Source organism: Leucobacter sp. M11 (assembly GCF_035726885.1).
In the GTDB taxonomy this organism is placed as follows: domain Bacteria; phylum Actinomycetota; class Actinomycetes; order Actinomycetales; family Microbacteriaceae; genus JAPFRB01.
On the sequence record NZ_JAPFRB010000003.1, the window covers coordinates 210880 to 215399 of the forward strand.

General features: G+C 69.1%; 4 protein-coding genes and 1 pseudogene. 1 reads left to right on the forward strand and 4 read right to left on the reverse strand.

What is annotated here, in order from left to right:
• The 4 genes from OOT08_RS09245 to dnaK form a co-directional block, all read right to left on the reverse strand.
• The coding region (locus OOT08_RS09245; RefSeq protein WP_325092363.1) for a heat shock protein transcriptional repressor HspR at positions 1-406 on the reverse strand (406 nt) is incomplete at its 3' end.
• 116 nt (positions 407-522) lie between these two features.
• The gene (locus OOT08_RS09250; protein ID WP_325092364.1) at positions 523-1473 is read right to left on the reverse strand and encodes a DnaJ C-terminal domain-containing protein; all 951 of its coding nucleotides are present in this window, start codon (positions 1471-1473) and stop codon (positions 523-525) included.
• A complete protein-coding gene (locus OOT08_RS09255; RefSeq protein ID WP_325092365.1) occupies positions 1466-1945 on the reverse strand; it encodes a nucleotide exchange factor GrpE in 480 nt (159 codons plus the stop codon). Before OOT08_RS09255 ends, OOT08_RS09250 begins: the two co-directional genes overlap by 8 nt.
• Positions 1946-2047: 102 nt before the next feature.
• Positions 2048-3895 (reverse strand): molecular chaperone DnaK, encoded by a 1848-nt coding sequence (gene dnaK, locus OOT08_RS09260; RefSeq protein ID WP_325092366.1) that lies wholly within the window; start codon positions 3893-3895, stop codon positions 2048-2050.
• Between the two features lie 264 nt (positions 3896-4159).
• Here dnaK and OOT08_RS09265 point away from each other — a divergent pair.
• A pseudogene (locus OOT08_RS09265) lies at positions 4160-4520 on the forward strand (MFS transporter); the annotation flags it as partial.

The following is a 4520-nucleotide window of genomic DNA, read 5'->3' on the forward strand; positions in this document are numbered from 1 at the left end:
CCTCTGGCCGCCACACGACGACCTCGGTGCGGCGATGCGCGCGGGAGCCGCGCGCCATCGTCACGACCTCGCCCTCCGTGCCCGCGGCGAAGACGCGCCGGTCCGAGCGGTTCAGGAGTTCGGTGCTGAGCGCCGCCTCAAGCGAGCGCACCCGCTCGCGGAGCGTGCTGACCTCGTCCTCGAGCGCGAGCACCCGGCGGATGCCCTCCAGGCTGAGGCCCTCGGCGCTCAGCGCGGCGATCTCGCGCAGCCGGGCGACGTCGTCCAGGGAGTAGCGGCGGGTATTGCCGCGCGTGCGCTGGGGGCTGACGAGCCCGATCCGGTCGTACTGCCGGAGCGTCTGGGGGTGCATCTCCGCAAGCTCCGCCGCCTGAGCGATGGCGAAAACGGGCGTGAACTGGTCCATGCGGTTCATTGCCTTTCTGCCTCTCTGCTGCGTCTGACGGTGCGGCGATGTCTCGGGGGGGGTTTCTGCGTTTGGGGGCTCCCGGGCGAAGCGCGGTGCGCGTCGCCCGGGAGGGGTTAGCCTCGGGAGCGGGCGAGGATGTCCTCGCGCGGGTTCTCCTGGGGCTCGACGGCGCGGAAGGCCTCCAGGGCCTCCTGCGCCTCGGGGCTGAGGTGCGTCGGCACGACCACCTGGACTTCGGCGAGGATGTCGCCGGTGCCCTTGCTGGTCTGCACGCCGCGCCCGCGAACCCGCAGCACGCGCCCGCTGGGGGTGCCCGCCGCGACCTTCAGCTTCACGGGCGGCCCGCCCAGGGTCGGCACCTCGACGGTCGCGCCGAGCGCGGCCTCCGAGAAGGTGACCGGAAGGGTGAGCCGCAGGTTGAGCCCGTCGCGCTCGAAGACCGGGTGCTTGCGCACGTTGACCGTCAGCACGATATTTCCGGCCGGGCCGCCGTCCGGGCTGGGCTGCCCCTTCCCGGCGATCTTGATCTTCTGGCCGTCGGACACCCCGGCCGGGATGTTGACGGTGACCTGGCGGCCCTCGCCGAGCTGCAGCGTGACCGCCTTGCCCTTGACCGCGGTCTCGAAGTCGATCGTGGTCGAAGCGCTCACGTCCCGGCCGCGCTGCGGCCCACGGGGCTGCTGCTGGCCAAACATGCCGCCGAAGATGTCCTCGAAGCCACCCTGATGGCTGCTGTAGCTGCCGGCGCCGGGGCGCCCGGCCCCGCCGAAGCGGCCGCCGAAGATGTCCTCGAAGCCGCCGCTGCCACCCGGGGTAAACCGCGCTCCGGAGCCCATGGCCCGGATCTGGTCGTACTCCTGGCGCTGCTCGGCGTCGCTGAGCACCGCGTAGGCCTCGCTGATCTCCTTGAACTTCTCCTCGGCCTTCGCGTCGCCGGGGTTCGAGTCAGGGTGGTACGTGCGAGCGAGCTTGCGGTAGGTTTTTTTGAGCTCGGCGTCGCTGACATCCTTCGAGACCCCGAGGGTGCCGTAGAAGTCTTTTTCGAACCAGTCCTGACTAGCCATCGGCACCCACCGCAACGACGACCTTTGCCGGTCGCAGCTCCACGTCACCGAGGCGGTAGCCCCGTTCGAAGACCTCGAGCACGGTGGGCTCGGTCACCCCGGGGCTCGGCACCTGGGTGATCGCCTCGTGGTGCATCGGGTCGAATGCCTCGCCAGCCTCGCCGAAGCCGACGACGCCGAGGCGCTCGATCGTGCCGCGGATCTTCTGGGCGATTGTCGCGAAGGCACTGCCCTCGGCGAGGTCGCCGTGCTTCTCGGCGCGGTCGAGGTCGTCGAGCACGGGCAGCAGCCCGGACACGACGGACGCCGTGACCCGGTGCTTGTCCAGCTCGCGGTTGTCCTCGGTGCGCTTGCGGTAGTTCGCGTACTCGGCCGTGATGCGGCGCAGGTCCTCGAGGTACTCGTTCTCGGGCTCCTCGGCCTCGGCGGCGTCGGCCGCCTGCGCCTCGGCGTTCTGCTCGGTGTTGAGCATGTCCTCGACGGTCAGGTCTTCAGCCGCCGGCTCCCCGCCCTGCGGCAGACTCGGGAACCTCGTCGCCCGGCTCGCGGGGGTCTCGGTTCTCGTTCGTCATGGTTACTTCTTCTCCTCGGACTCGTCGTCCTCGATGATCTCGGCGTCGACGATGTCCTCGTCGGAGCCGGGCTCCTCGGTCGGGGCCTCTGCGGTCTCCTGGCTCGCGGCGTAGATCGCCTGACCCAGCTTGCCCTGGCTCTCGTTGAGGGTGTCGAAGGCGCTCTTGATCGCGCCGTCGTCCTCACCGGCGAGCGCCTGCTTCAGCGCGTCCAGGTCGGTCTGCACCTCCACCTTCACGTCCTCGGGGAGCTTGTCCTCGTTGTCCGTGATGAGCTTCTCGACCGAGTAGGCGAGCTGCTCGGCGGAGTTGCGCAGCTCGGCGGCCTCGCGGCGCTCCTTGTCCTCGGCTGCGTGCTCCTCGGCCTCGCGGACCATGCGCTCGATGTCGTCCTTGGACAGGGTCGAGCCGCCGGAGATCGTGATGGTCTGCTCGGTGCCGGTGCCCTTGTCCTTCGCGGACACCTGGACGATGCCGTTGGCGTCGATGTCGAAGGTGACCTCGACCTGGGGCACGCCGCGGGGCGCCGGGGCGATCCCGGTCAGCTCGAAGGTGCCCAGGTTCTTGTTGTCGCGGGTGAACTCGCGCTCGCCCTGGAAGACCTGGATGGACACGGAGGGCTGGTTGTCGTCCGCCGTGGTGAAGGTCTCGCTGCGCTTGGTCGGGATGGCCGTGTTGCGCTCGATGAGCTTGGTCATCATGCCGCCCTTGGTCTCGATCCCGAGCGACAGGGGGGTGACGTCGATGAGCAGCACGTCCTTGCGCTCACCCTTCAGCACACCGGCCTGCAGGGCGGCGCCGACGGCGACGACCTCGTCCGGGTTCACGGTCTTGTTCGGCTCCTGGCCGCCCGTGAGCTGCTTGACGAGCTCGGTGACGGCGGGCATCCGGGTGGAGCCACCGACGAGCACGACGTGCGCGATCTCGGACACCTTGACCCCGGCCTCCTTGATGACGTCCTGGAAGGGCTTCTTGGTCCGGTCGAGCAGGTCCTTGGTGAGCTCCTCGAACTTGGCGCGGGTGAGGGTCTCCTCCAGGTTGGCCGGGCCGTTCTCCGTGAGGGAGAGGTAGGGCAGCTGGATCGAGGCGCTCATGGAGCTGGAGAGCTCCTTCTTGGCCTGCTCAGCGGCCTCCTTGAGGCGCTGCAGGGCGATCTTGTCGTTCTTGACGTCAACGCCGGTGGCGGCCTTGAACTGCGTGATCAGCCAGTCGACGATGCGCTGGTCCCAGTCGTCGCCGCCGAGGCGGTTGTCGCCGGCGGTGGAGCGCACCTGGATCGTGGAGAAGTCGTCGTCCTTGCCCACCTCGAGGAGGGAGACGTCGAAGGTTCCGCCGCCGAGGTCGAAGACCAGGATGAGCTCGTCTTCCTTGCCCTTGTCCAGGCCGTAGGCCAGCGCCGCGGCGGTGGGCTCGTTGATGATGCGGAGCACGTTGAGGCCCGCGATCTCACCGGCCTCCTTGGTGGCCTGGCGCTCGGCGTCGTTGAAGTACGCGGGGACGGTGATCACGGCGTCCGTGACCTTGTCGCCGAGGTAGGACTCCGCGTCGCGCTTCAGCTTCATGAGCGTGCGCGCGCTGATCTCCTGCGCGGTGTACTTCTTGTCGTCGATGGGCGTGGTCCAGTCGGTGCCCATGTGGCGCTTGACGGAGGCGATGGTGCGGTCGACGTTGGTGACCGCCTGGCGCTTCGCGGTCTCGCCGACGAGCACCTCGCCGTCCTTCGTGAAGGCGACGATGGAGGGGGTGGTGCGGAGGCCCTCAGCGTTCGCGATGACGGTGGGCTCGCCACCCTCGAGAACAGCGACGACCGAGTTGGTGGTTCCGAGGTCAATGCCGACAGCACGTGACATATACAGCTCCTTGTGGTTGTGGCTCACCGCCGACGGATTCATCGGCGGAAGTGTGTGGCCGCGGCGCGGGGCCGCGGAGTTGAGTCGTTATGGCTCAAGTTTACCGGGCGGGGGTCGACTGTCAAGCCGGATCGGGCAAACTTGAGCTTACTTGGCTCAACTTTAAGGAAACGCTCAGTAACCCCCCGGTGACCGGGCGGCCGCGTCCGGCGCGTCGGGCGCACCACTGCCCCGCGGGCCGCGCCGGGCGGGTACTCTGACGGCATGAGCGATGCGAGCAGCACCGAGGCCGCCGAATCCGGCGCGATGCCCGAGGCCGAAACCGCGCCGGCCCGGGGACGGGTCCTTGCCTGGGCCATGTGGGACTGGGGCTCCGCCTCCTTCAACGCGGTCATCACGACCTTCGTGTTCACGGTCTACCTCACGAGCAGCAGCTTCGGCGACGAGGATGTCGTCGCCGCGCAGCTCGGCTGGGCCCTCGCCATCGCGGGCGCGCTCATCGCGGTGCTCGCGCCCGTGACCGGGCAGGCCTCCGACCGGGGCGGGCGACGGAAGTTCTGGCTCGGCGTGCACACAGGGATCGTCGTGCTCATCTCCGCCGCCCTGTTCTTCGTGCAGCCCGAGC

Excerpts from the sequence above, each read along its gene's own strand:
- dnaK (WP_325092366.1), bottom strand. The coding sequence starts at position 3,895 with ATGTCACGTGCTGTCGGCATTGACCTCGGAACCACCAACTCGGTCGTC.
- OOT08_RS09255 (WP_325092365.1), bottom strand. The coding sequence starts at position 1,945 with ATGCTCAACACCGAGCAGAACGCCGAGGCGCAGGCGGCCGACGCCGCC.
- OOT08_RS09250 (WP_325092364.1), bottom strand. The coding sequence starts at position 1,473 with ATGGCTAGTCAGGACTGGTTCGAAAAAGACTTCTACGGCACCCTCGGG.